This window comes from Streptomyces sp. F63, from assembly GCF_018070345.1.
Classification (GTDB): Bacteria; Actinomycetota; Actinomycetes; order Streptomycetales; family Streptomycetaceae; genus Streptomyces.
In genome coordinates, this window is sequence record NZ_JAGPXX010000004.1 from 95,045 (window position 1) to 119,876 (window position 24,832).

A 24,832-nucleotide genomic window follows, 5' to 3' on the forward strand; every position below is an offset into this window, starting at 1 on the left:
GGGCGGCGGACCGGGCGCCGGTCCGCCAAACGGACAGCCGTTTCAGCTCGTGGTACGAGCGGGGCCGGTGGAGCGGGCGGCGAGCGCGGCCTCCCCGGCGGCGCGCATGGCCGCCAGCGGCGCCGGGGCGCGGCCCGTCATCAGCTCCACCTGGAGCACGGCCTGGTGGACGAGGAGGTCGAGACCGCCGACGACGGCCCCGCCGCGCGCGGACCAGGCCGCGGCGAGCCGGGTCGGCCACGGATCGTAGAGCACGTCGAACAGGGTGCCCGGATGCTCCGGCACGGCCGCGGCGAGGTGGTCGGTGGCACCGGCCGGGGTGGTGGCGACGACCAGCGGGGCGTCGAACGCCCCGGCGGCGGCGTCCCAGCCCGCGGTGGTCACGGGGACGCCCAGCCGCTCGCCCCAGCCGCGCATCTCGGCCGCCCGGCTCTCGCTGCGGACGTACACCGTGACCTCGCCGGAGCAGATCCGGGAGAGCGCGGCGAGGGCGGAGGAGGCGGTGGCCCCGGCGCCGAGGATCGCGGCCCGCGCGACCCGTCCGGCGCCGCGCTCGCGGAGCGCCGCGACGATGCCGGGGATGTCGGTGTTCTCCCCGGCGCGGCCTCCGCCGGCGGTGAACACGACCGTGTTGACGGCCTCCACCGAGGCGGCCGTGTCGCTGATCCGGTCCAGCAGCGGGATGACGGCGCGTTTGAGCGGCATGGTCAGCGACAGGCCCGCCCAGGAGGCGTCCAGACCGCCGAGGAAGGCCGGGAGGGCGGCCTCGTCCACCGCGAAGCGGTCGTAGCGCCAGCCGTCCAGGCCGAGGGCGGCGTACGCGGCCCGGTGCAGCACCGGGGAGAGCGAGTGCTCGATGGGCAGGCCCAGGACGGCGGCGCGGCGCCCGCTCCCGGCGGGGCCGCCGGGAGCGGGCGGCGGCGCGGCGGTCGCCGCGGGGTCCGCCGCCGGGGGTGTCGCCGGGGGTGTCGCCGGGGGTGTCGCTGCGCTCATCCTCAGCCCTTGTTCTTCTGGTTCGCGTTGAACTCCTCCACGAGCTTCTCGTGCTCCTCGTGGGTCTCCGCGAACTTGGTGTTCTCCCCGTCGACGCCGACGAAGTAGTACCAGTCTCCGGGCTCCGGGTCGATCGCCGCTTTCATCGCCTCGGCTCCCGGGTTGCCGATGGGGCCGGGCGGCAGGCCGCGGTAGAAGTAGGTGTTGTACGGGTGATCGGTGGTGCGGATCTCCTTGATCCCGATGTTGATTTCGCTCTGGCCCTTCAGATAGTTGAAGGCCGAGTCGAATTCGATCTTCCCGTAGGTCTCGGTGTTGCCCGGGTCGAGGCGGTTGTAGACGACCCGGGCCATCTTGCTGAAGTCGTCGCTGGTCTTGCCCTCGGCCTGGACGAGGCTGGCGACGGTGACGAGCTGCAGCGGCGAATCGAGCTTCAGCTTCTCGGCGTTGGCCTCGACGTCCAGCTTCTCGTACTCGGCCGCGGCGCGGGCGATCATCTTCTTCAGGACGTCCTCGGGCTTGGCGCCTTCGCTCACGTCGTAGCGGGCCGGGTAGAGGAACCCTTCCAGCGGGTCCATTATCTTCTCGTTGTCATCGGCCCAGTCGGGCAGTCCGAGCTTCCCGGCCTTCTTCTCGGCGACCTCCGCCGTGGTCCCGGCCTTCAGTTCGAGCCGTTTGTCGATGGCCGCGTAGACCTGTGCGTTGCGCATGCCCTCGGGGACGATGAGCGCGTTGCGGCTCTCCGGGGAGAGCATCCAGTCGACGGCCGCGGCGCCCGACATCTCCTTCTTCATCGCGTAGACGCCGGGCTGGATGGTGAGGCCCTTCGGGTTCTCCTCCGCCGCGTCGACGAACGCCTGGGCGCTCCTCACCACACCGGCGCCCTTGAGGATCCGGCCCATCTCGCCGGTGCCGGCGCCCTGCGGGATCTCGACCTGCACGGAGCCGGAGCCCTCCCCGGCGAAGTCCGGCGCCGGACCGAAGTGGGTCTGGTAGAAGTCGTACGCGAACCAGCCGCCGGCCGCCACACCGCCGCCGAGTACGACGGCGACGAAGAGACAGGCCACGCCGCTGCGGCGCTTCTTGGGCCGGCCGCCGCGGCGGCCTTCCCCGTCCCCGCCGTCGTGGTCGTCGTGGTCGTCGTCGAACGCGTCGTCGTGGCCGCCGGGTTCGTCGTAGCCGTCACCGCGGCGGGCGGAACGCTCGTCGCGGGCTGCCGCCCGGCCTCCGCGGCGGCCGGGGGCGTTGTCCGGCTCGTCGGCGAAGAAGGCGTGCCCGGGACCGTCCTCCCCCTGCTGCCAGTCGTCCTCGCCGGGCTGCCGCTCGTGCGGTGCGGGGCGGTATTGCGGCTGCGGGCCGGTCCCGGGATCGGGGTGCCTCCGGCCCTGCTCCGGGTGCCCGTGCGGCCGGCCCTCCCCGTACGGCTGCGGGGGGCCCTGCTGTCCGGGCTGCTGCGGGTACGGGTGGCCGTAGGGGTCGGACGGCTGCTGCCCGTACGGGCCGCCGTGCCCGTACGGGTCCATGGCGTAGCCCTGGCCGGTGTCCTGCGGACCGCCGGCCCAGCCGTGCTGCCGGCCGCCCTGCTGGGGGTACTGGGGCTGCTGGGGCTGGGGGTGCTGGGGCTGGGGGTATCCCTGCTGGGGGTACCCCTGCTGCCCGCCCTGCTGGGGGTATCCCTGGTCCGGGTACTGCGGCCCGGGATACGGCGCGCCCTGGGGGTCCCACGGGGCCTGCTGCTGGTACTGCCCGGGGTACTGCCGCGGTTGCTCTCTGTGAGGAGACAGGCCGTCCGCCGTCTGCTGCCCGTCCCAGCCCCGGTCCCCGTAGAGCGGGTCCTCGGGATGCCACGGTTCGGAACCTCGGCCCCGGCCATACTCAGTCATCGGTCTCCTGGCCCACAGGAGGCGGCTCCCGGTGCGCGCGTGGGGAGCGCAGTGGTCCGGTCCGCCTCATTCCGCTTGTATGCGACGGTGTTCGGGTCGCACTTTCGCGCGAACGTTACCGTATCGCGATCAGATGACCAGTTCGACGGTCTCGCCCGGAGGAGCGCCCGACACCCTTTCGGTCTCCAGCGCGTTCTGCAGGATGACCACGGCCGCGGCCTGGTCCACCATCGAGCGCCCCTTGCGGGAGTTCACACCGGAGGCCCGCAGGCCCCGCGCCGCCGTGATCGTACTCATCCGCTCGTCGACGAGGCGCACCGGGACCGGCCGGACCGTCCTGGCGAGCTGCAGGGCGAAGCTTCTGACCTTGGCCGCGGCCGGGCCCTCCGTTCCCTTCAGGGAACGGGGCAGCCCGACCACGACCTCGATCGGCTCGTACTCGGCGACGATCGCCGCCAGCCGCCGGTGGGCGGCCGGGACGTCGCGTCCCGGCACGGTCTCCACCGGGGTGGCCAGGATCCCGTCGGGGTCGCAGGAGGCGACCCCGATCCGGGCGTCCCCGACGTCAACGGCGATCCTCCGCCCGCGCCGGAGCGCCGCCCGGTTCTCCTCCGTCATGCCGTCAGGCCGCCTTCTCGGCGACGAGCCGCTCGACGGCGGCCACGGCCTCGTCGACGGCGGCCGGGTTCTGGCCGCCGCCCTGCGCCACGTCGTCCTTGCCGCCGCCACCGCCGCCGAGGGTCTTGGCGGCGGTGCGGACCAGTTCGCCGGCCTTGATGCCGCGCTCGCGGGCGGCCTCGTTGGTGGCGATCACGGCCAGCGGACGGTCCTTGACAACGGTGAACAGCGCCACCACGGCGGGCCGGCCGCCCTGGATCCGCCCGCGCACGTCGAGGACGAGCTTGCGCAGGTCGTCGGCGCCGGTGCCGTCCGGGACCCGCCCGGCGGCCAGCGCGACGCCCCGGACGTCCCTGGCGCCGGCGGCCAGGCCGGCGGCGGCCTGCAGCACCTTCTCGGCACGGAAGCGCTCGATCTCCTTCTCGGCGTCCTTGAGCTTGGCGAGCATCCCGGAGATCTTCTCCGGCAGCTCCTCCGGGCGGCCCTTCACCAGCTGGGTGAGCTGGGAGACGACCGTGTGCTCGCGGGCGAGGAACTGGTAGGCGTCCACGCCGACCAGGGCCTCCACCCGGCGCACACCGGAACCGATGGAGGACTCCCCGAGCAGCTTGACCAGGCCGAGCTGCGCGGTGTTGTGGACGTGGGTGCCGCCGCACAGCTCCTTGGAGAAGTCGCCGATGGTGACCACGCGCACCCGGTCGCCGTACTTCTCGCCGAACTCGGCGATGGCGCCCTGCCGTTTGGCGTCCTCCATCGACATCACCTCGGCGGTGACGTCGAGTTCACGGGCCAGCACCTCGTTGATCTTCTGCTCCACGTCGGTGAGGACCGTGCCGGGGACGGCCGTCGGCGAGCCGAAGTCGAAGCGGAAGCGGCCGGGGGCGTTCTCCGAGCCGGCCTGGGCGGCGGTCGGGCCCAGGGCGTCGCGCAGCGCCTGGTGGGTGAGGTGGGTGGCGCTGTGGGCGCGGGCGATGGACCGGCGGCGGATCACGTCGATCACGGCGTGCGCGCCGGCGCCGAGCGTGACCTCACCGACCTGGACGACGCCCTTGTGCACGCTGACACCCGGTACGGGCTGCTGTACGTCGCGCACTTCCACGACGGCTCCGGTGTCGAGCCGGATCCGGCCGGTGTCGGCCTGCTGGCCGCCGCCCTCGGCGTAGAAGGGGGTGCGGTCGAGGACGACCTCGACCTCGTCCCCCTCCTGCGCGGCCGGCGCGGGCACGCCGTCCACCAGCAGGCCGACGACGGTCGACTCGCCCTCGGTGTCGGTGTAGCCGGTGAAGACCGTGGCCCCGGCGCGGTCGGCCACCTCGCGGTAGGAGGAGACGTCGGCGTGGCCGGTCTTCTTGGCGCGGGCGTCGGCCTTGGCGCGCTCCCGCTGCTCCTTCATCAGCCGGCGGAAGCCCTCCTCGTCCACGGACAAGCCCTGTTCGGCGGCCATCTCCAGGGTGAGGTCGATCGGGAAGCCCCAGGTGTCGTGGAGCAGGAACGCCTTGTCGCCGGGGAGGACGGCCTTGCCGGCGCTCTTGGTCTCGGAGACGGCGGTGTCGAGGATGTTGGTGCCGGCCTTGAGGGTCTTGAGGAAGGCGGCCTCCTCGGCGAGCGCGACGGTCTCGATGCGCTTGCGGTCGGTGATCAGCTCCGGGTACTGCTCGCCCATGGTCCCGATGACGGTGTCCACGAGCTCGCCGACGACCGGCCCGGTGGCGCCGAGCAGCCGCATGTTGCGGATGGCGCGGCGCATGATGCGGCGCAGCACGTAGCCGCGGCCCTCGTTGCCGGGGGTGACACCGTCGCCGATGAGCATCACGGAGGTGCGGAGGTGGTCGGCGACCACGCGCAGCGAGACGTCCGAGTCCTCGGCGGCACCGTAGCGGACGCCGGTGAGCTCGGTGGCCTTGTCCATGACGACGCGGAGGGTGTCCGTCTCGTACATGTTGCGGACGCCCTGGAGGATCATCGCCAGCCGCTCCATGCCGAGGCCGGTGTCGATGTTCTTGCTGGGCAGCTCGCCGAGGATCGGGAAGTCCGTCTTGCCGGAGCCGGGGCCGCGCTCGTACTGCATGAAGACCAGGTTCCAGATCTCCACGTAGCGCTCGTCGTTGACGGCCGGGCCGCCCTCCTCGCCGAACTCCGGGCCGCGGTCGTAGTTGATCTCCGAGCAGGGGCCGCAGGGGCCGGGGACGCCCATGGACCAGTAGTTGTGCTCCCTGCCCAGGCGCTGGATGCGCTCGGCGGGCACGCCGACCTTGTCGCGCCAGATGCGCTCGGCCTCGTCGTCCTCCTCGTAGACGGTGATCCAGAGCTTCTCCGGGTCGAGGCCGTAACCGCCGTGCTCGACGGAGCCGGTGAGCAGCTCCCAGGCGAGCTCGATGGCGCCTTCCTTGAAGTAGTCGCCGAAGGAGAAGTTGCCGCACATCTGGAAGAAGGTGCCGTGCCGGGTGGTCTTGCCGACCTCTTCGATGTCCGGGGTGCGGACGCACTTCTGGACGCTGGCGGCGCGCGGGAAGGGCGGCTTGACCTCACCGAGGAAGTACGGCTTGAAGGGCACCATGCCCGCGGGGACCAGCAGCAGCGTCGGGTCGTCCGCGATCAGCGACGCCGACGGGACGACGGTGTGCCCCCGCTCCTCGAAGAAGCTCAGCCAGCGGCGGCGGATTTCAGCCGACTCCATCAGTGGTCCTCATTCCGGTTGTTCGGGTGGGTCGGGCCCAGCGCGGCCGGGCGGCGCGGCGGGGGCAGTTCCTGGGGGCCGTCCTGGGCGGCGATGCCCAGGGCGTCGTTGAGTTCGAGTTCGCGCTGCGCCATGCCGGCCTTGACGTCGAGGGCGAAGTCCTTGAGGCGGTGGCCCGCCTCGACGGCCTTGTCGGCCGCCTGGGCCACCAGGCTCTCCGGCGTGAGCCGCTTCAGCGTGCGGTTGACCTTGGTGGTGGCCCACACGCCGGTGGCGGCGCCCGCGGTGAACCAGAACATGCGGCGGAACATCGGTCAGCCTCTCCCTCGCCGGTCGCCCCGCCCGCCCTTGCGGGCCGGGGGCACCGCTCGACTCCTGATCACGGTGCGGCGCCGCTCCTGCGGCGCGCCCTTGCGTCCGATTGCCCTGCGGACGCCGTAGCCGAACGCGGCGACCTTCACCAGCGGGCCGCCGAAGGTGGAGGCGACGGTCGAGGAGAGCGCCGAGGCGTTGGAGGTGACCTCCTGGACGTCGGACGCGATGGCGTCGACCCGGCTGAGCTGGGTCTGCGCGGAGCGGACGGTCTCGGAGGCCTCGCCCAGCAGCGGGACGGCGTGCTCGGTGACGTCCGCCACCAGCCGGGTGGCCGCTCTGAGCACCTGGGCCAGCCTCACCAGCACCACGGCCAGGAAGGACACCAGAATCGCCCAGAAGACGGCTACGAGAATCCCGGCCACTTCTCCACCGGACACCTTGGCACCGCTCCCTCAGACGACTGCGACCCGGATGCGCCCCGGGAGGTTACCGGCCCCCGGCCGGGGACCCGCGCGCCGGGCGGCGGGCCCGGGCGGGCCGGTCCGCCGGGCGGTCCGGCCTGTTCGGCGGCGCGGGACCTGGCAGAAGCCTAGCGTCTCGCGCCGACGGCCCCGTACCCGATTTGGCGTGGCGCCGGAAGGGCCCGTCCGGGCCGGAACGCGGACCGCCGCCTCCCCGGTGCGCGCGGGGAGACGGCGGTTCCGGCCCGTCGGACGGGCGCGCGGGAGGCGATACGTTTCCGCGGGCACCGGCCGACGTGAGTGAGGGGGCGTCAGCGGGCGTAGTACTCGACGACGAGCTGCTCGTCGCAGATGACCGGGATCTCCCTGCGGTTGGGGTCCCGGTCCAGGCGGAAGGCCAGCGCCTGGAGGTTGACCTCCAGGTAGCGGGGGGTCTCGCCGTCGGTGTCGTAGCCGCCCTCACGGGCGACCAGGAAGGGGTGCTTGGCGCGGCTGCGCTCGCGCACCCGCACGACGTCGTCCGGGCGGACCCGGAAGGACGGCTTGTCGACCTTCCGGCCGTTGACCTCGATGTGGCCGTGGACCACCATCTGGCGGGCCTGGTAGATGGTGCGGGCGAGGCCCGACCGCAGGACGAGCGCGTCCAGACGGCGCTCCAGCTCGACGATGAGCGCTTCGCCCGTCTTGCCCTCGACCTTCCGGGCGCGGTCGTAGGCACGGGCCATCTGGCGCTCGCTGATGTCGTACTGGGCGCGCAGACGCTGCTTCTCCAGCAGCCGGACCTTGTAGTCGCTGTTCTGCTTGCGGCCACGGCCGTGCTCGCCCGGCGGGTACGGGCGGGCCTCGAAGTATTTGACGGCCTTCGGCGTCAGGGCGATGCCGAGGGCCCGCGACTTCTTGACCTTGGGACGCGACTGGTTCACGGGGAAACACCCTCCATACACATTAGGTGAGGCTTACCTTATCGGAGGGGAACGCATGTTTCGACTTCGGAGCCCCGTGCCCGGCTCCGGCCGCCCCACGGAATCCGTGCCGGCCCCTGCCGGGACGACGGGTCAGCCGCGCCCCTGGGAAGACGCCCGGCAGCCGGTGGCAGCCGGGCGCGTACGTACCCTCGCGGAGTCGAACGCCTCCGCCGCGCAGGCCATTCCCAGCGCGGATTCGGGCGGTTGGGACGCCGGTGCGCCCACGGCACGCGCCGTCACGGCGGACGGGGACGTGCTGCTGCTGACGCCTGGGGACTCCCCCGCGGCTCGCGCCGCGGCCCACGCGCAGGACGACGGGCTCACCGCGCTGATCGAGATCGCGGACGCCGCGCCCGTCGCCGTACCCCATGGTATCCGGGGCCGGGCAATGGCTCCGCGGCCGGCTGACGCGGCTCCGGGGCCGGGAACGGGCCGAGGGGCCGGCACGGCCCGGCCGGCCCGCGGGGCCGCGGTGGCCCGCTCGCCGCGCACCGTCCACGAACCGCGTTGACCCGGCTCTCTCCGTGAGTCAGGGTTCCACACGGCGCGCTCCGCGACCCCGCGCCGGAAGGATGACTGCCGTGATCGGCATCTCGGAGATCGAAGCCGCGGCCGAGCGGATCGCCGGGCGCGTCGTGCGCACCCCGACCGTGGACAGCCCGGGCCTGTCGGCGCTGCTCGGTGCCCCGGTCACCGCGAAGCTCGAACTGCTGCAGCGCACCGGTTCGTTCAAGGCGCGCGGGGCGGCGGCGAAGCTGCTGTCGCTGGGCGAGGCCGAGCGGGCCGCCGGAGTGGTGGCCGTCAGCGGCGGCAACCACGGGATCGCCCTCGCGGTCATGGCCGCGGCCCTTGATGTGAAGGCCACGGTGGTGATGCCGCGCTCGGCGCCCGGCCGTGCCGTGGAGATCTGTGAGGCGGCCGGCGCGCTGGTGCGGCTGACCGACGACATGGACGGGGCTTTCGCGCTCATGACGCGGCTCCAGCAGGAGGGGCTGACCCCGGTCCACCCCTTCGACGACCCAGTGGTGATCGCCGGACAGGGCACGGTCGGACTGGAGTTCGCCGCCGATGCCGGTGAGCTCACCGACGTTCTCGTGAGCATCGGGGGCGGCGCTCTCATCTCCGGCGTCGCCGCCGCCCTGCGGGCGAGCCGGCCCGGCGTGCGGGTGTGGGGCGTGGAGACCGAGGGCGCGCAGGCCATGTCCGAGGCGCTGGCGGCGGGCGGCCCGCGGCCGGTCGCCCTGACGTCGATCGTCTCCACGCTCAGCGCCCCGTCCGTGTCGCCGCTGACGTACGACCATGTCTCCGCTCTCGTCACCGACGTTCTCGTGGTGTCGGACCAGGAGGCCGTCCAGGGCTCGCTGGACCTGGCCGACCACGCCAAGGTGTGGGCCGAACCGGCCGCCGGCTGTCTGCTGCCCGCCGCCCGGCGGGTCCTGGACCGGGTCGGCGACGGGGCCCGGCTCGGCCTGGTGGTGTGCGGGGGGAACGCGACGACGGCCGACATGTTCGCCTGGTCCCGTCGCTTCGGCCTGCGCTGAGGCTGCGGCGGCTCCGGGAAGGGCTTCACGGAGGGGCTTCACGGAAGGGCGTCGACCGCGGACTCCGGCGGCCCGCGGTTGCGCATTCGGCCGCGGATTCCCGTCGAGTCGGGGGCGGGAGCCCCCGCTCCGCCGGGGCGGCCCCGGGCGCCCCCGGGGCGCCGACCGGGTCCGGCCGGGCTCAGACCGGACCAGGCCGGGCTCAGGCCGGGCCGCGCGGGGCGCGCAGCGAGGTGAGCGGGCCGCCGTGCAGCGGCTGGGTGCGCCACTGCGCGGCGACCGTCCGGTCCGCGAGGGAACAGGTCAGCGCCAGGCGGTGCGGGGTCTCCAGGAACACCGTCTCCACCGCCAGCGTGCCGGCCTCGGTCCAGCCGCCGCTCACCGCGGTCGGGACGGGCTCCTCGGCGACCCACCAGCCCTCCCCTCCGATGCGCAGGTCCAGCCGGTCCGGCCGGTCCGGCCGGTCCCTTTCGCCGGTGAGCGTGAGCGTCCAGCCGTCGCCGCCCCGGGCGAGCCGGGCCGCGCGGACCGGGCCCGCCGCTCCGGAGGACGTGAACTCGGCGGCCGCCCAGTCCCGCGCCCGTTCCGGGGGCGCGGACCGGCCCGGGGCGGGCGGCAGCGCGAGCCGCCCGAGGCGGTCCCGCAACTCCGCGTCGGCGGCCTCCCGGCCGGCCAGCGGCGCGGGGCCGAAGGCGGGCAGCAGATGCTCCCAGACCAGGTTCAGGAACTCCGGCATCCGCTCGGTCGCCGCGGTCGTCGCGATCACGGCGTCCTGCTCCGGCAGCACCAGGCAGAACTGGCCGTACGCGCCGTCACCCCGGTAGCCGTGCCGGGACATCCAGAACTGGTAGCCGTAGCCGTGGTCCCAGTCCCGCCATTCCGCGTCCCCGATGGCTCCGGCGGTCGGTGTGCGGGGACGCGTGGCCCGGTCCACCCAGCCCTCGGGCAGCAGCCGCCGGCCCTGCCGGACCCCGTCGTCCAGATACAGCTGCCCGAGCCGGGCCACGGCCTCGGTGGTGGCGTGCAGTCCGCTGAAGCCGAGCTCGCGGCCCGTGCGGTCGCGACGCCAGAACACCTCCCCGATGCCCAGCGGGTCCAGCAGCCGGGGCCGCAGATAGCCGGTGAGCGACTGTCCGGTCACGCGCTGGACGATCGCGGCGAGCGTGTAGGTGGCGGGCTGGTTGTAGGCGAAGACCGTGCCCGGGTCCTCGTCCGGCGGCAGCAGCAGGAATCCCCGGACGGGCTCGGCGGGGTCCCGGCGGTAGGCCTCCTCGACGGTGTCCCGCCGGTGGCCGCTCGCCATGGCCGCCACGTGCCGCACGAGCAGGGCCCGGCTGCGCGGATCGGTGATGCCGGCCTCGAACTCCGGGAAGTACGAGATCACCGGCGCGTCGAAGTCGAGCAGGCCCTCGGCCTCGGCCAGGGCGGCGGCGGTCCCGGTGAAGCTCTTGCTGAGCGAGTACAGCAGGTGGGGGCGCTCGGCGGTGTACGGCGCCCACCAGCCCGAGGCGACCGGGTGCCCGTGCCGCACGATCACCAGGCTGTGCGGCTCGATCTCCGGGGCGGCTTCGAGGGCGTCGAGGAAGGCAAGGACGCCGGACGCGTCGACGCCCTGGGCGGCGGGGCCGGAGGGGGGCGCGGCGGGGACGGTCATGGGAGCATCCTGCCCCGGCCGGCGGACCCCGGTCGAGGCGCTTCCCGGCCCCCGCCGCGAGAGTTGCGCCGGTTACCCGGCGCTGCCCTTCCCCGGCTCCGCCCGCTTCTCCGGGTTCGCCGACTGCCCCGGGTTCGCCGACTGCCCCGGGTCCTGCCCGCGCTTCTCCGGTCCGTCCCCGGGCCGCTCCGGCACTCCCCCGGTCCCGGCCGGCCGCCCCTCCGCCCCCGGCCGGGCCGGGGCGCGCTCCGGCGGGCGCGGCAGAGAGGCCTCGCCGCGGAGGCGGGCCCGCACCCGCTCGGCGACGTCCGCGTAGCGGGCCTCCGTCCCGTAGCGCGTCGGCTCGTAGTAGCGCTTGCCGTGGACGGCGTCCGGGGCGTACTGCTGCGCGGCGATGCCGCCGGGGACGTCGTGCGGATAGACGTAGCCCTGCGCGTGGCCGAGTTTCTGCGCGCCCTGGTAGTGGCCGTCGCGCAGATACGGCGGTACGGGGCCGGCCAGCCCGGCCCGTACGTCCGCGAGGGCCGCGTCGATCGCGAGGTAGGCGGCGTTGGACTTGGGCGCGAGGGCGAGGGCGATCACCGCCTGGCCCAGCGCGATCCGGGCCTCCGGGAAGCCGATCAGCGCCACCGCCTGGGCCGCCGCGACGGCGGTCTGGAGGGCCGTCGGGTCGGCCATGCCGATGTCCTCGCTCGCGGAGATCATCAGCCGCCGGGCGATGAACCGGGGGTCCTCGCCCGCCTCGATCATCCGGGCCAGGTAGTGCAGCGCGGCGTCCACGTCCGAACCGCGGATGGACTTGATGAGCGCGCTGGCGACGTCGTAGTGCTGGTCGCCGTCGCGGTCGTACGTCACCGCCGCCCGGTCGACGGCCTCCTCCAGCGCCCGGAGCGTGATCTCCTTCTCCCCCTGCGAGATGGCCGATCCGGCACCGGCCTCCAGGGCCGTGAGCGCGCGGCGGGCGTCGCCGCCGGCGATCCGCAGCAGGTGGTTCTCCGCGTCCGCCGTCAGGGAGACCGCGCCGCCGAGCCCGCGTTCGTCCGCGACGGCGCGGCGCAGCAGATCGCGCAGGCCGTCCTCGGTCAGCGGCTCCAGGGTGAGCAGCAGCGAGCGGGAGAGCAGCGGGGAGATGACCGAGAAGTACGGGTTCTCGGTGGTGGCGGCGATGAGCGTGACCCAGCGGTTCTCGACGGCCGGGAGCAGGGAGTCCTGCTGCGCCTTGCTGAAGCGGTGGATCTCGTCGAGGAAGAGGACGGTCTCCTGGCCGTAGCCGCCGGAGGCGCGGCGGGCGCCGTCGATGACGGCCCGCACCTCCTTCACCCCGGCCGTGATCGCGGAGAGTTCGACGAAGCGCTTGTTGGTGGCCTGGCTGACGACGTACGCGAGGGTGGTCTTGCCGGTGCCGGGCGGGCCCCAGAGGATCACCGAGGACGGGCCCGCGGGGCCGCCCTCCCCCTCGCCGACGAGCCGGCGCAGCGGAGACCCGGGCCGCAGCAGATGCTGCTGGCCCATCACCTCGTCCAGGGTGCGCGGGCGCATCCGTACGGCCAGGGGGCTGCTCGCCGGGTCCTTGCGCTGGCGGTCCTCGGCGGCGGCGGTGAACAGGTCGGGCTCCACGTCGGAAACCCTAAGGCACCGCGCCGACAACGCCGTCCGGGCCGGGAGAGGGGCCCCCGGCAGTCCGCTGCCCGGAAACAGCGGCGGCCGGCGCGGCATGCGCGCGCCCCGTCGGCGCCGCAGCGGGATGACGGGGCGCGCGGGCGGCCGGCGCGGCCCGGGAAGGGGCCGGGCTCAGCTCGTCCAGAAGTCCCACCAGCGGGTCAGGATCAGCATGCCGATGGCGCCGATCCAGACCACCGGCAGCACCCAGTGGAACTCCGCCACCGCGCGGCGCAGCCCGTCCGGCGCCGGGAGGAGGCGGTGCCGGATGTTGTGCGCGGTGACGTAGCTGAACATCACGATGGTGGCGACCCAGGCGAGGTTGCACCACAGGCAGAGCGAGCCGATCACGTACAGCGACTGGTACATGAGCCACATGCAGAAGCCCACGCCGAAGAGGGTTCCGGCGTTCAGGCCGAGCCAGTACCAGCGGGGGAAGCGGGCGCCGCCCAGCAGGGCCACGCCGATGGCGATCACCATGCCGTAGGCGACCAGGCCCAGCATGGGGTTGGGGAAGCCGAAGACGGACGCCTGGTCGCTCTCCATGATGTTGCCGCAGGAGACGACGGGGTTGAGGCTGCAGCCGGGGGTGAAGGTGGTGCCCTCCACCTTGGCCTCCAGCAGCTTGTACTTGTCGAGGGTGATGACCCAGGCGGCGAGGAGGCCCGCCGCGCCGGTGATCACGAGCATGAGGGCGAAGGCGCGGCCGCTGCCGAGGGCGCCGCGGACACCGGCCGCCCCGTGCTCTCCGTGCCCGCCGCCGTCCCCGTCGGTGGCGGGCAGGCCGTCCCGCTCTGTCATCGTCATATCGCCGTTTCCCGTCGCTTCCGTCGGTCCCGGCCGGTGTCCGGGCGGGCCTCCTGCCATTGTGGCACCGGTCGCCGCTCTCCCCCGGCCGGTCAACCGGATGAGGGACGGCGGCCGCACATTCTTCCGCACCCGCCGTACGGCGGCCATAAGGCCGCAGCGGCCTCGCCCGCGGGCGGCTCCGGGCGGACCGGACCGTGTCACCGGGACAGGCCGGACTCCGGCTCGCCACCGGGGCGGCCGCGCCGGGGACTCCGCGGTCCCGGGGGCCTCTCGCCGTCGTCCTCGGCGGTCCCGGCGAGGGCCGCGGCGCGGTACCGGCCGGGAGGCGCGCCCACGGCGGCACGGAAGGAACGGCTGAATTCGGGGGCCCGGGTGAACCCCCACCGGGTGGCGATGGCGTGGACGGTGAGATGGCGCAGGGCCGGGTCGGCCAGATCCCGCCGGCACCGGTCCAGACGCCGCTCCTTGATGTGCGCGCTCACCGACGTGCCGTGCTCCTGGAAGATCCGGTGCACATAGCGCAGCGAGACCTGGTGCGCCGCCGCGAGCGCTGCCGGGCCCAGCTCCGGGTCGTGGAGATGCTGCTCGATGAACGACGTGAAGCGCAGGAAGAGGACCTCCTTGGGCGACCGCGACGGTGTGGCCGACTCATCGTCCACGTGATGCGCCAGAACCGCCGCCGCCAGGTCCAGCGCGGTCTGCCCCAGCCGGACCCGGTCGAGCGCGGGCCAGCCCGCCGACGGCTCCTCGGTCAGCGTGTGCACGAACCGGGCGAAGACGCGGCCGATGCCCCGCGTCCCGGGCAGCGGCACCGCCAGCAGCCGGTCGATCTTGGAACTCGGCAGGGGCAGCAGTCTCTTGGGAAACTGCAGCAGCAGCGTCTCGGTCGGGCCGGTGTCCTCGACCACGGCCTCGAACGGGCGCGAGCTGTCGTAGACGACGAGGCTGCCGGGCTCCAGGCGGGAGCGGTTCCTCGCCTGCTCGATGCCCTGGTGTCCGCTGCGGACCACGGCCAGCTGGTACCACTCGGGGTCCAGCTGCCGGATCAGGGCCGGTGTGCGCTGGGCGACCAGCGGCCCGTAGGACGTGACGGTCAGCCGGGCGGCTCCCAGCACCGTGGCCCACAGCCGCGCCTCGAACGAGGACGGGTCGGTGACCTTGATGCGGGTCCTCATCAGCGCCAGGGCCGTGACCTCCGTCCAGGCGTCGAGGCGTTCCCGGGCAGGCAGAGCGGTGCTGTCGAAGACGATCTCCACAGGATTCCCTGGCCCCCGGTCCGCAGTGATGTCCACGGGACGGGCCTTGCTGAACGCCGCCCGGACATCTGTGCACTGTGCGGCAAGGGTAGTGCACCGGTGGCCAATGACATGTCGCGGACAACGCGCCAGGCTGTGGGCGTCCCGGCGAGCCGGGCTGTGGCGCGATTCCGCCGGAGAGGCCGGGGGGCGCACCACCGTCCACGCCGGGCCGAACGACGTTTCACCACCAGGAACACCAGCACATTGACCCGTGTGCGAGAAAGTGGGGAAGATCCCATGCGCAAGATCCGTACGACCCTGGCGGTCGCCGCCGCGACGGCCGCCGCGGTCGTGGCCCTGCCCGGTACGACCGCGACCGCCGCCCCCACCCCGTGGGAGTCATGCGTCAGCGGAAATGTCTGTTTCTTCACCGGTCGCGACGGCACCGGCCTCATGTGCGCGTGGAGCGTGGCCGACCCGGACTGGACCCAGGGCACCAGCAAGTGCTCCTGGTCCCAGACCGACGAGGTGAAGTCCGTGTGGAACCGCGGAACGAGCTCCAGCTTCACCGGTGTCGCCTACTACCAGTGGAAGGACTACAACACGCGCAAGGGCTGCACCCCGCAGGGCAAGCGCGGCAACCTCGCGGGCACCTACAAGCTCAAGTCCCACCAGTGGATCAAGAGCAGCTGCGGCTGACGACGCCGGCGCCGGATGCCCCGGGTCTCCCCGCGGCATCCGGCGCCTTCGGCGGGACGCGGCCGCGCGCGGTGCCGGGTTCCGGCGGGGCCTGTACGAGGTGCCGTCGGCCGGCTCCCGGTGCGCGGACCACGGGAGCGTGAACGGGGGGGGAGCCCGGCCGGCGGCGGAGAACCGGCCGGGCTCCGTGCGTCAGGTGTCCGCGGCGCCGGGGGCGTGTCCCCGGCTCCCCCGGACCCGGGCTCAGCCCCTCAGCCCAGCGCGGCCCGGACCGCCGCGGTGATCTCGCCGGCCGGTACGGCCCGCTGCTCGCCGCTCTCCAGATCCTTGAGCTGGACCACGCCCTCGGCCAGATCCCGCTCCCCGGCGACCAGGGCGATCCTCGCCCCGCTGCGGTTCGCGGACTTCATGGCGCCCTTGAGGCCGCGCCCGCCGTAACTGAAGTCCGCCGCGATCCCGGCCCGGCGCAGCTCGGTGACGACGCCGAAGAGCACGCGGCGCGCCTCCTCGCCGAGCGGCACCGCGTACACCTGGGTGGCCGCGGGCAGCCCGAGTTCGACGCCCTCGGCGCGCAGCGCGAGTACCGTGCGGTCCACACCGAGCGCCCAGCCGACGGAGGGCAGGGCCGGCCCGCCGATCATCTCGGAGAGGCCGTCGTAGCGCCCGCCGCCGCCGACCGCGGACTGCGAGCCCAGGCCGTCGTGGACGAACTCGAAGGTGGTGCGGGTGTAGTAGTCCAGCCCGCGGACCAGCTTGGTGTCGTCCTCGAAGACCACGCCCGCCGCCGTCAGCAGCTCCCGCACCTCCTCGTGGTAGGCCGTGCAGGACGCGCACAGGTGGTCGCGCATCATCGGCGCCCCGGTGAGCTGCTTCTGCACGGCCTCCCGCTTGTCGTCGAGGACGCGCAGCGGGTTGATCTCGATGCGGCGCCGGGTGTCCTCGTCGAGGTCGAGTCCGCGCAGGAAGTCCTGGAGGGCGGCGCGGTAGACGGGACGGCACTCCCTGTCGCCGAGCGAGTTCAGCAACAGCCGGAAGTCCCGCAGGCCCAGCGAGCGGTACGCGTCCACGGCAAGGATGATCAACTCGGCGTCCAGCGCCGGGTCCTCGGCCCCGATGGCCTCGGCGCCGACCTGCGAGAAGTGCCGGTAGCGGCCGGCCTGCGGGCGTTCGTAGCGGTAGTACGAGCCGGAGTACCAGAGCTTCACCGGGAGGTTCCCGGCCTTGTGCAGATTCGCCTCCAGCGCGGCGCGCAGCACGGAGGCGGTGCCCTCGGGGCGCAGCGCCAGCTCGTCGCCGCCCTTGGTGGTGAGGGTGTACATCTCCTTGGTGACGATGTCGGTCGACTCGCCGACACCGCGCGAGAACAGCTCGACGTTCTCGAAGCCGGGGGTCTCGGCGTAGCCGTAGCCGGCGCGCCGCAGCGGGGCGGAGATCGCCTCGCGCACCGCGAGGTACACGGCGGAGTCGGGCGGGAGGAGGTCGTACGTGCCCTTGGGGGCCTTGAAGGTGCTCACTGGGGGAAGCTTCACATTCCTCGTCGTGGAACGCCCGGTGCGGACGTTCCGGGGCCGGCGGCCAGCTCCCGCAGGAAGGGGTTGGCGGCGCGCTCGCGGCCGATGGTGGTCTGGGGGCCGTGGCCGGACAGCACCACGGTCGAGTCGTCCAGCGGCAGGCACACCCGGGCCAGCGACCGGAGCAGCTCGGCGTGGTCGCCGCCGGGCAGGTCGGTGCGTCCGACGGAGCCGGCGAACAGCAGGTCACCCGAGAAGAAGACCTGCGGCACATCGGCCCGCTCGGGCATCCGGAAGGTCACCGACCCCTTGGTATGCCCGGGCGCGTGCGCGACGCCGAACTCCAGGCCGGCCAGCTCCAGCTTCGCCCCGTCGGCCAGTTCCTCGACGTCATCGGGCTCTCCGATCGTCAGCTCGCCCATGAGCTGCCGCCCGATGGAGAGGCCGAGGGCCTTCTCCGGGTCGCTCATCATGTAGCGGTCCTCGGGGTGGATCCAGGCCGGTACGCCGTGGGCGCCGCAGACGGGCACGACCGAGGCGACATGGTCGAGGTGCCCGTGGGTGAGGATGACGGCGACGGGCTTGAGACGGTGTTTGGCGAGCGTCTCCTCGACGCCGGGGGCCGCCTCGTGGCCCGGATCGATGATCACGCACTCCTCGCCCGCGGCGGGGGCGACCAGGTAGCAGTTGGTCCCCCAGGCCCCGGCGGGGAACCCGGCAATGAGCACAATCGTCCCCAACATGTGGTCCGGTCACTGGATTCCGATCAGGTCAGAGCCTACCGGCGGCGGTCCCGCGGCCGCGAACCCGTATACGGTACGGCCAGGTTCCACGGCGGCAGGGGCGAACCGACACGGACCGAAACTGCCGAACCGGCACAAACCCGACAGATCCAACCCGCAGACCCCCCACGTCACGAGGAGACGGACCGGTGGCCACGAGCGACCAGCGGCGGAGAGAACTCGCCCGGAAGAAGTTCGAACGGCAGCAGGAGCGCCGCGCGCAGCGGCGCAGGGCACGCCGCCGCAACGCGGTGATCGCGGCCGCGGTGGCCGCCGTCCTGGTAGCGGGCGCGGCGGCTGCCGCCACGGCCGGCCTGGGCGGTGACGACGGCACGAAGGACGACGCCGCGGCCTCCCCGGAGGCGTCCGCGACGAGCAAGGCTCCCGACCCCTGCGACGAGCCGGCCGAGGGCAAGCCCGGCACCGAGCAGTGGAAGAAGGAGCCGAAGATGACGATCGACACCTCGGCCTCCTACGTGATGGAGCTGGAGACGACCTGCGGCGACATCGGCATCACGATGGACGCCGGGAAGGCCCCCCGGACCGTCAACTCCTTCAACTTCCTGGCGGGCGAGGGGTTCTTCGACCACACCAGGTGCCACCGGCTGACCGAGTCGGGCATCTACGTCCTGCAGTGCGGCGACCCGCAGGGGACGGGCCAGGGCGGCCCCGGCTACACCATCCCCGACGAGAACCTGAAGGACCCCCGGCTCAAGGGGAACGTCTATCCGGCGGGCACCGTCGCGATGGCCAACAAGTACAACGCGGCGGAGAAGAAGGGCCGGGACAGCGGCGGCAGCCAGTTCTTCCTCGTCTACCAGGACAGCCAGCTGCCGCCCGACTACACGCCGTTCGGGACCGTCGACAAGGAGGGCATGAAGGTCCTGAAGAAGATCGCCGACGCGGGTGCCGCCGCCCCCGACGCGACGCAGAACACCCCGCCCAACGCCACCGTTGTGATCAACAAGGCGACGGTGCGCAAGGCCTGACCCGCCCGGAGGCCAAATACCGGCCGTCCGGATGCGGACAGCCGGCCCGGGATTCGCCTATGTTTGGCGTGTAACCGGTCAGGGCGTTGAGCCGGCCCGGGCCCCTCCTCCCCGCAGGGGGTGAGGAGGGCGGAACTGTGGACGATGCCGCGAGCCGTGCGCTCGTGACGGCATCATGTGGAGGAGGCGCTGTGAGCAGCGACCCGTGGGGCCGCGTCGACGAGGCGGGGACCGTGTACGTGCGTACGGCCGAGGGCGAGAAAGTCGTCGGATCGTGGCAGGCCGGCTCTCCCGATGAGGCCCTTGCCTACTTCGAGCGCAAGTACGAAGGGCTGGTCGTCGAGATCGGCCTCCTCGAACGCCGGGTGCGGACCACCGATCTCTCGGCCAAGGACGCGATGACGGCCATCGGCCACATCCGGGAGCAGGTCGACCAGCACCACGCGGTGGGCGACCTCGACGCCCTGCGGCAGCGGCTCGACAAGCTCGTCGAGGTCGTCGAGGCGCGGCGCGAGGAGCGCCGGGCGGCGAAGGCCCGGCAGTCCGACGAGGCGCGGCAGGCCAAGGAGAAGCTGGTCGCCGAGGCCGAGGAGCTGGCCGGCAGCGAGCAGTGGCGGTCGGCCGGCGAGCGGCTGCGCGCCCTGGTCGACACCTGGAAGGGGCTGCCCCGGCTCGACCGCAAGACGGACGACGAGCTGTGGCACCGCTTCTCCCACGCCCGTTCGGCCTTCTCCAAGCGGCGCAAGGCGCACTTCGCCGCGCTCGACGCGCAGCGGGAGGAGGCCCGCCAGGCCAAGGAGAAGCTGGTCGCCGAGGCCGAGTCGCTCTCCGGCTCCACGGACTGGGGTCCGACGGCCGCCCGGTACCGGGAGCTGATGTCCGCCTGGAAGGCGGCCGGCCGCGCCCAGCGGGAGGCGGAGGAGGACCTGTGGAGCCGCTTCCGCGGCGCGCAGGACGTCTTCTTCCAGGCCCGCTCCGAGGCGTTCTCGGAGCGCGACGCCGAGCAGCGGGAGAACCTGACCCGCAAGGAGGAGCTGGCGGCCGAGGCGGAGAAGCTGCTGCCGGTCACCGACCTCAAGGCGGCGCGGGCGGCCTTCCGTTCGGTCAACGAGCGGTGGGAGGCCATCGGCCATGTGCCGCGCGACGCCCGCCCGAGGATCGAGGGCCGGATGCACGCGGTCGAGCGCGCCATCCAGGAGGCCGAGGAAGCGGAGTGGCGGCGGACGAACCCGGAGGCGCGGGCCCGCGCCGAAGGGCTGACCGGCCAGCTGCAGGCCGCCGTCGACAAGCTGCGCGGCCAGGTGGAGGCGGCCCGCGCCGCGGGCAACAACGCCAAGGCCGACAAGCTCACCAAGGAGCTGGAGGGCCGCCAGGCCCTGCTGGACCAGGCGCTCAAGGGCCTGCAGGAGTTCGGCGGCTGACGGTCCGGACACGGACGCGGAACGGCCCCGGTGCACTGCGCACCGGGGCCGTTCGCCGTTCGGCTGCCGCGTTCCGCCGCCGCGGTTCCCGTCCCGCCGGGCCGGCCCCGGCGGGCGGCTCACGGCGGGCGGCTCACGGCCGGCGGCTCACGGCCGGCGGGCCGAGGTGATGCGGTAGACGTCGTAGACGCCCTCCACCGTGCGGACCGCCCGCAGCACATGGCCGAGATGCTTCGGGTCGCCCATCTCGAAGGTGAACCGCGAGGTCGCCACCCGGTCCCGGGAGGTCTGCACGGCCGCGGAGAGGATGTTGACGTGCTGGTCGGAGAGGACGCGGGTGACGTCCGACAGCAGCCGCGACCGGTCCAGCGCCTCGACCTGGATGGCCACCAGGAAGACGGAGGACTGGGTCGGCGCCCACTCCACCTCCAGGATGCGCTCCGGCTGCTGGGAGAGCGAGTCCACGTTGACGCAGTCCGCGCGGTGCACCGAGACGCCGCTGCCGCGGGTGACGAAGCCGATGATCGGATCCCCCGGCACCGGGGTGCAGCAGCGGGCCAGCTTCACCCAGACGTCGTCGACGCCCTTGACCACCACGCCCGGGTCGCCCTTCGCCCGCCGCTTGGTCCGGGGGCGCAGCGGCGTGGACTCGGCGAGGTCCTCGTTGGCCTCGTCCTCCCCGCCCAGGGCGTGGACCAGCTTCTGCACGATGTTCTGCGCGGTGACATGGCCCTCGCCGATGGCGGCGTAGAGCGAGGAGATGTCCGGGTAGCGCAGCTCGTGCGCCAGCGTGACCAGCGAGTCCCCGGTGAGGATGCGCTGGATGGGCAGGTTCTGCTTGCGCATGGCCCGGGCGATGGCGTCCTTGCCGTGCTCGATGGCCTCGTCGCGGCGCTCCTTGGAGAACCAGGCGCGGATCTTGTTGCGGGCCCGGGGGGACTTGACGAAGCCGAGCCAGTCCCGGGACGGGCCGGCGCCGGGTGCCTTGGAGGTGAAGACCTCGACCAGGTCGCCGTTGTCCAGGGTCGATTCCAGCGGTACGAGGCGGCCGTTGACGCGGGCGCCGATGGTGCGGTGGCCGACCTCGGTGTGCACGGCGTAGGCGAAGTCGACGGGGGTGGCGCCGGCGGGCAGCGCTATGACGTCGCCCTTGGGGGTGAAGACGAAGACCTCGTTGCGGGAGAGGTCGAAGCGCAGGGACTCCAGGAACTCCCCCGGGTCCTCCGTCTCCTTCTGCCAGTCCAGCAGTTGCCGCAGCCACGCCATGTCGTTGATGGCGTCGTCCTTGCCGCCGGCTCCGCGGGGGGCGTCGGTGCGGACCTTGGAGGCGCCCGCGACGGCCTCCTGCTTGTACTTCCAGTGCGCGGCGATGCCGTACTCGGCGCGGCGGTGCATGTCGAAGGTGCGGATCTGCAGCTCGACCGGTTTGCCGTTGGGCCCGATGACCGTCGTGTGCAGCGACTGGTACATGTTGAACTTGGGCATCGCGATGTAGTCCTTGAACCGCCCCGGCACCGGGTTCCACCGGGCGTGGATGGTGCCGAGCGCCGCATAGCAGTCACGGACGGTGTCCACCAGGACGCGGATGCCCACCAGGTCGTAGATCTCCGCGAAGTCGCGGCCGCGGACGATCATCTTCTGGTAGACGCTGTAGTAGTGCTTGGGGCGGCCGGTGACGGTGGCCTTGATGCGGGCGCCGCGCAGATCGGCCTGGACCTCGTCGGTGACGATCGCCAGGTACTCGTCGCGCTTGGGCGCCCGTTCGGCGACGAGCCGCACGATCTCGTCGTACATCTTGGGGTAGAGGATCGCGAAGGCGAGGTCCTCCAGCTCCCACTTGATGGTGTTCATGCCCAGCCGGTGCGCGAGCGGGGCGTAGATCTCCAGGGTCTCGCGGGCCTTCTGCTCCTGCTTCTCCCGCTTGAGGTAGCGCATGGTGCGCATGTTGTGCAGCCGGTCGGCGAGCTTGATGACCAGGACCCGCGGGTCCTTGGCCATGGCGACGACCATCTTCCGCACGGTCTCCGCCTGGGCGGCCTCACCGAACTTGACCTTGTCCAGCTTGGTGACGCCGTCGACCAGCAGGGCGACCTGGTCGCCGAAGTCGCGGCGGAGGGTGTCCAGGCCGTACTCGGTGTCCTCGACGGTGTCGTGCAGCAGGCCCGCCATGAGCGTCGCCGGGTCCATGCCCAGCTCGGCGAGGATGGTCGTCACCGCGAGCGGATGGGTGATGTACGGGTCGCCGCTCTTGCGCTTCTGGCCGCGGTGCCAGCGCTCCGCCACCTGGTAGGCCCGCTCGATCTGGCGGAGCGTGGCGCTCTCGATCTTGGAGTCGTTACTGCGGACGATGCGCAGCAGCGGTTCGAGCACCGGGTTGTACGGGCTGGACCGCTGGACCCCCAGCCGGGCCAGCCGGGCGCGCACCCGGTTGGAGGAGCCGGAGCGCGCGACACCGCCCGGCGCGGGGCGCGCCGCCGGGCTCGCGCCGTTCGACCGGTTCCCGGTGGCGGGGGGCTTCGGCTTGGGTGCGGAGAGTGGCGTCGCCGGGTCGGCCGCGCTCCCGTTCCGGCGCGCGGTCGTGTCCCGCACCGCCGTGGTCTCGGCGGGCTTCTCCGGCTGCGTCGCGGCGGTGAGCGGCTTGGCCTTGTCCGGCAAGAGCACTCCTCAGGGGGTGGCCTCTCCCCGCGGGCAGCCGGGGAGACGGGTCCGGACTCCCGTGGAGATCCGGACATCCATGGTATCGGCCCCGGGTGCATCAGCGCGGCCCGGCTCCCGCCGCGGCCCGTGAGGGGGCATGACGGAGACATGGCGGAGGGCGGACGCCCAGGTGACGCCCGCCCTCGGTCATGCTGTGATCCGCGTCTCAGCAGCTCAGACGGTGAGGATGATCTCCAGCGGGGCTCCGGAGAGGGCCTTCTCCAGCCGCTCCCGGCCGTCGAGGAAGCCCAGCTCCATGAGCATGGCCACCCCGGCGATGCCGGCTCCGGCCCGCCGGATGAGCGACAGGGAGGCCTCGGCGGTCCCGCCGGTGGCCAGCACGTCGTCGATCACCATCACGCGGTCGCCGGGCAGCAGGTCCTCGGCGTGGATCTCGATCTCGGCGCTGCCGTACTCCAGGTCGTACGCCTGGCCCAGCGTCGCCCCGGGCAGCTTGCCGGCCTTCCGGACGGGCACGAAGCCCAGCCCGGCACGGACGGCGGCGGGGGCGGCGAGGATGAACCCGCGCGCCTCCAGGCCCACGACCTTGGTCGCACCGTGCCGCAGGCACAGCTCGGCGAGGGTGTCGGTGAGCGCTCCGAAGGCGGACGGGTCGGCCAGCAGCGGGGTGATGTCCTTGAACGTCACTCCGGGCTTCGGGTGGTCCGGCACGTCCCGGATGCAGCCGAGGAGCCGGCTGCGCAGTTCCGCGGACACCGGGGTCGCGGCGGTCACGCGATCACCTCCGCCTGCCGGACGCGCGGCCCCGGCCGCGGCCACCGCGGGCGGCGGGCGGGCGGGGAACCTCGGCCGGGGCACCGGCCGGGGCCGCGGCCCGCGGCTCCGGAGCGGCGCCGTCCTCGTCGTCGGGCGCGGTGTCCCAGTCCTCGTCCTCCCGGCCGGTCCCGTTCCCGGCGGAGCCGTCGCCGTCCTGTTCGCCGGCCGCCTCCCGCCGGGCGCGCTTGCCCAGGATGCGGCGGTCGTGGGCCTTCACGTCCGGCTGGCGCAGGCGCAGGTCCACGGAGACCGGGGTGGCGATCATGATCGAGGAATACGTCCCCGCGGCGAGGCCGACGAAGAGGGACAGCGCGATGTCCTTCAGCATGCCGCCGCCGAGCAGGCCGCTGCCGATGAAGAGCAGCGCGGCCACCGGCAGCAGGGCCACCACCGAGGTGTTGACCGAGCGGACCACCGTGGCGTTGATGCCGAGGTTGGCCAGCTCCCCGTAGGTGTAGCGGGTCTGCTTGGTGTAGTTCTGGGTCTTCTCCTTGACCTTGTCGAAGACGACCACGGTGTCGTACAGCGAGTAGCCGAGGATCGTCAGCACGCCGACCACGGTGCCCGGGGTCACCTCGAAGCCGACGATCGCGTAGACCCCGACGGTGATGATCAGGTCGTGCAGCAGGGCGACGAGGGCCGCCACGGACATCCGCCATTCGAAGGCGATGGCGAGATAGACGCTCACCAGGATGAGGAAGACCACCAGGCCCTGCAGGGCCTTGGAGGTCATCTGCTCGCCCCAGCTCGGCCCCACCAGCTCGACGTTGAGGTCCTGCGCCTTGATGCCGAGCTCCTCGGCGAGGGCTTCCCGGGTTTCGCCGGACTGCTCGGTGGTCAGCTCCGTGACCTGGATGCGGAGGGCTCCGCTGCCCAGCTCCTGGACCCGGGCGTCGCGCCCGGAGGCCTCACGGACCGTCTCCCGCGCCTGCTCTACGGAGATCGGGGCGGAGGGCTGGGTGGTGAAGACGGCGCCGCCCTGGAACTCGATGCCCAGGTACAGCCCGCGGACGCCCAGACCGGCGAGGGCCGTGATGAGGACGGCCAGCGTGATGCCGTACCAGAACTTGCGCCGGCCGACGAAGTCGTAGCTCAACTCGCCGCGGTACAGCTTGCCACCGAGGGTGCCGAGTCGTGACATC

At 73.1% G+C, this 24,832-nt stretch carries 20 protein-coding genes; 4 read left to right on the forward strand and 16 right to left on the reverse strand.

The annotated features are described in order from the left end of the window. Positions 1–42: 42 nt before the first annotated feature. From KBZ10_RS06415 to rpsD, 7 genes are all read right to left on the reverse strand, one after another. Positions 43–993 carry a shikimate dehydrogenase gene (locus KBZ10_RS06415; protein ID WP_210986523.1) on the reverse strand — a complete coding sequence of 317 codons (951 nt, stop codon included), beginning with the start codon at positions 991–993 and terminating at the stop codon, positions 43–45. 2 nt (positions 994–995) lie between these two features. Further along, positions 996–2,876, reverse strand: coding sequence for an endolytic transglycosylase MltG (gene mltG / locus KBZ10_RS06420; protein ID WP_210986524.1), 1,881 nt, complete (start codon positions 2,874–2,876; stop codon positions 996–998). Positions 2,877–3,005: 129 nt separating this feature from the next. Further along, the gene (gene ruvX, locus KBZ10_RS06425) at positions 3,006–3,494 is read right to left on the reverse strand and encodes a Holliday junction resolvase RuvX (RefSeq protein WP_210986525.1); all 489 of its coding nucleotides are present in this window, start codon (positions 3,492–3,494) and stop codon (positions 3,006–3,008) included. Positions 3,495–3,498: 4 nt separating this feature from the next. Beyond that, positions 3,499–6,171, reverse strand: coding sequence for an alanine--tRNA ligase (gene alaS / locus KBZ10_RS06430; protein ID WP_210986526.1), 2,673 nt, complete (start codon positions 6,169–6,171; stop codon positions 3,499–3,501). Then, entirely contained in the window at positions 6,171–6,482 is a 312-nt protein-coding gene (locus KBZ10_RS06435) for a DUF6167 family protein (RefSeq protein WP_210986527.1), read from the reverse strand. Before KBZ10_RS06435 ends, alaS begins: the two co-directional genes overlap by 1 nt. A 3-nt stretch (positions 6,483–6,485) precedes the next feature. After that, positions 6,486–6,923 carry a DUF948 domain-containing protein gene (locus tag KBZ10_RS06440; RefSeq protein ID WP_210986528.1) on the reverse strand — a complete coding sequence of 146 codons (438 nt, stop codon included), beginning with the start codon at positions 6,921–6,923 and terminating at the stop codon, positions 6,486–6,488. A 335-nt stretch (positions 6,924–7,258) separates the two neighbouring features. Next, on the reverse strand, positions 7,259–7,870 hold the full coding sequence (gene rpsD / locus KBZ10_RS06445; RefSeq protein ID WP_210986529.1) for a 30S ribosomal protein S4: 612 nt from the start codon (positions 7,868–7,870) through the stop codon (positions 7,259–7,261). A gap of 623 nt (positions 7,871–8,493) precedes the next feature. Here rpsD and KBZ10_RS06450 point away from each other — a divergent pair. Further along, positions 8,494–9,453 (forward strand): threonine/serine dehydratase, encoded by a 960-nt coding sequence (locus KBZ10_RS06450; protein ID WP_210986530.1) that lies wholly within the window; start codon positions 8,494–8,496, stop codon positions 9,451–9,453. 202 nt (positions 9,454–9,655) lie between these two features. Here KBZ10_RS06450 and KBZ10_RS06455 read toward each other — a convergent pair whose 3' ends face one another. The 4 genes from KBZ10_RS06455 to KBZ10_RS06470 form a co-directional block, all read right to left on the reverse strand. Next, positions 9,656–11,107, reverse strand: a complete 1,452-nt coding sequence (locus KBZ10_RS06455) for a serine hydrolase (protein WP_210986531.1) — start codon at positions 11,105–11,107, stop codon at positions 9,656–9,658. A 72-nt stretch (positions 11,108–11,179) separates the two neighbouring features. Beyond that, the gene (locus KBZ10_RS06460; RefSeq protein ID WP_307847235.1) at positions 11,180–12,724 is read right to left on the reverse strand and encodes a replication-associated recombination protein A; all 1,545 of its coding nucleotides are present in this window, start codon (positions 12,722–12,724) and stop codon (positions 11,180–11,182) included. A 174-nt stretch (positions 12,725–12,898) separates the two neighbouring features. Further along, a complete protein-coding gene (locus tag KBZ10_RS06465; protein WP_247701917.1) occupies positions 12,899–13,573 on the reverse strand; it encodes a vitamin K epoxide reductase family protein in 675 nt (224 codons plus the stop codon). 200 nt (positions 13,574–13,773) lie between these two features. Next, complete coding sequence (locus KBZ10_RS06470) at positions 13,774–14,868, reverse strand: helix-turn-helix domain-containing protein (RefSeq protein WP_307847237.1); 1,095 nt, start codon at positions 14,866–14,868, stop codon at positions 13,774–13,776. 243 nt (positions 14,869–15,111) lie between these two features. On the opposite strand from KBZ10_RS06470, the gene KBZ10_RS06475 reads away from it, so the two are divergent. Then, positions 15,112–15,513, forward strand: a complete 402-nt coding sequence (locus KBZ10_RS06475) for a peptidase inhibitor family I36 protein (protein WP_210986532.1) — start codon at positions 15,112–15,114, stop codon at positions 15,511–15,513. 251 nt (positions 15,514–15,764) lie between these two features. On the opposite strand, the gene hisS is transcribed toward KBZ10_RS06475, so the two are convergent. Both hisS and KBZ10_RS06485 read right to left on the reverse strand, forming a co-directional pair. After that, a complete protein-coding gene (hisS, locus tag KBZ10_RS06480; protein WP_210986533.1) occupies positions 15,765–17,027 on the reverse strand; it encodes a histidine--tRNA ligase in 1,263 nt (420 codons plus the stop codon). Between the two features lie 11 nt (positions 17,028–17,038). Further along, positions 17,039–17,752, reverse strand: coding sequence for an MBL fold metallo-hydrolase (locus KBZ10_RS06485; RefSeq protein ID WP_210986695.1), 714 nt, complete (start codon positions 17,750–17,752; stop codon positions 17,039–17,041). 203 nt (positions 17,753–17,955) lie between these two features. On the opposite strand from KBZ10_RS06485, the gene KBZ10_RS06490 reads away from it, so the two are divergent. Next, entirely contained in the window at positions 17,956–18,795 is an 840-nt protein-coding gene (locus tag KBZ10_RS06490; RefSeq protein WP_210986534.1) for a peptidylprolyl isomerase, read from the forward strand. Positions 18,796–18,986: 191 nt separating this feature from the next. Beyond that, complete coding sequence (locus KBZ10_RS06495) at positions 18,987–20,216, forward strand: DUF349 domain-containing protein (RefSeq protein WP_210986535.1); 1,230 nt, start codon at positions 18,987–18,989, stop codon at positions 20,214–20,216. A gap of 147 nt (positions 20,217–20,363) precedes the next feature. On the opposite strand, the gene KBZ10_RS06500 is transcribed toward KBZ10_RS06495, so the two are convergent. The 3 genes from KBZ10_RS06500 to secF all read right to left on the reverse strand — a co-directional run bounded on the left by KBZ10_RS06500 (position 20,364) and on the right by secF (position 24,831). Continuing rightward, positions 20,364–22,871: a bifunctional (p)ppGpp synthetase/guanosine-3',5'-bis(diphosphate) 3'-pyrophosphohydrolase gene (locus tag KBZ10_RS06500; protein ID WP_210986536.1), complete on the reverse strand. Its 2,508-nt coding sequence runs from the start codon at positions 22,869–22,871 to the stop codon at positions 20,364–20,366. 216 nt (positions 22,872–23,087) lie between these two features. Beyond that, positions 23,088–23,648: an adenine phosphoribosyltransferase gene (locus KBZ10_RS06505; protein WP_374223314.1), complete on the reverse strand. Its 561-nt coding sequence runs from the start codon at positions 23,646–23,648 to the stop codon at positions 23,088–23,090. Positions 23,649–23,652: 4 nt separating this feature from the next. Beyond that, positions 23,653–24,831: a protein translocase subunit SecF gene (gene secF, locus KBZ10_RS06510; protein WP_210986537.1), complete on the reverse strand. Its 1,179-nt coding sequence runs from the start codon at positions 24,829–24,831 to the stop codon at positions 23,653–23,655. Position 24,832: the final 1 nt, after the last annotated feature.

Coding starts and splice junctions, on each gene's coding strand:
- KBZ10_RS06415 (WP_210986523.1), bottom strand. CDS start 993: ATGAGCGCAGCGACACCCCCGGCGACACCCCCGGCGACACCCCCGGCG.
- mltG (WP_210986524.1), bottom strand. CDS start 2,876: ATGACTGAGTATGGCCGGGGCCGAGGTTCCGAACCGTGGCATCCCGAG.
- ruvX (WP_210986525.1), bottom strand. CDS start 3,494: ATGACGGAGGAGAACCGGGCGGCGCTCCGGCGCGGGCGGAGGATCGCC.
- alaS (WP_210986526.1), bottom strand. CDS start 6,171: ATGGAGTCGGCTGAAATCCGCCGCCGCTGGCTGAGCTTCTTCGAGGAG.
- KBZ10_RS06435 (WP_210986527.1), bottom strand. CDS start 6,482: ATGTTCCGCCGCATGTTCTGGTTCACCGCGGGCGCCGCCACCGGCGTG.
- KBZ10_RS06455 (WP_210986531.1), bottom strand. CDS start 11,107: ATGACCGTCCCCGCCGCGCCCCCCTCCGGCCCCGCCGCCCAGGGCGTC.
- KBZ10_RS06465 (WP_247701917.1), bottom strand. CDS start 13,573: ATGACGATGACAGAGCGGGACGGCCTGCCCGCCACCGACGGGGACGGC.
- KBZ10_RS06475 (WP_210986532.1), top strand. CDS start 15,112: ATGCGCAAGATCCGTACGACCCTGGCGGTCGCCGCCGCGACGGCCGCC.
- secF (WP_210986537.1), bottom strand. CDS start 24,831: ATGTCACGACTCGGCACCCTCGGTGGCAAGCTGTACCGCGGCGAGTTG.